At 67.3% G+C, this 480-nt stretch carries 1 protein-coding gene; it reads right to left on the bottom strand.

Translation table 11 applies throughout. From position 1 onward, the window contains the following. Nucleotides 1–480 (bottom strand): glycosyltransferase 87 family protein (locus RNB18_RS51210; protein ID WP_311720951.1); only part of this gene is annotated, 480 nt, incomplete at both ends.

A 480-nucleotide genomic window follows, 5' to 3' on the forward strand; every position in this document is an offset into this window, starting at 1 on the left:
GTGTTGAGCACCGTCGGCGGCTGCCAGAAACCGAGATCCGGATCGAAGCCGCGCCAGTCGCTGAACGACTTCACCACGTTGTAGAGCGAGTCCATGTCATCGCCGCGACGGGTGTTGAGCCGGAAGAACTCTGACCATCCCCGTGGGAAGAGCACCATGATCGGCAGATTGATCACCAACCACGTCACGATCGCGGTCACCGCGGCCTTACCGACCTCACGCAGGCGCCCGGTGCGCAGCCCGAGCAGCAGCAGCGGGACGAACAGCAGCAGCGGATACAGCTTGGCCGCCACCCCAATTCCGATCAGCGCCCCGGCCCACACCGGTTTTCGCCGGGCCCAGGCCAGCATCGCGCCCGCGGCGGCAGCGGTCGCCAACGCGTCGAAATTGGTGAACACCTGGAAGATCACGATCGGCGAGCCCGCCACCAGCGCGGCGTCCCACACCCGCCGGCCGGCCAATCGCGAGGTGGCCCAGACC

The sequence above is a fragment of the Streptomyces doebereineriae genome, from assembly GCF_031845645.1.
Classification (GTDB): domain Bacteria; phylum Actinomycetota; class Actinomycetes; order Streptomycetales; family Streptomycetaceae; genus Streptomyces; species Streptomyces canus.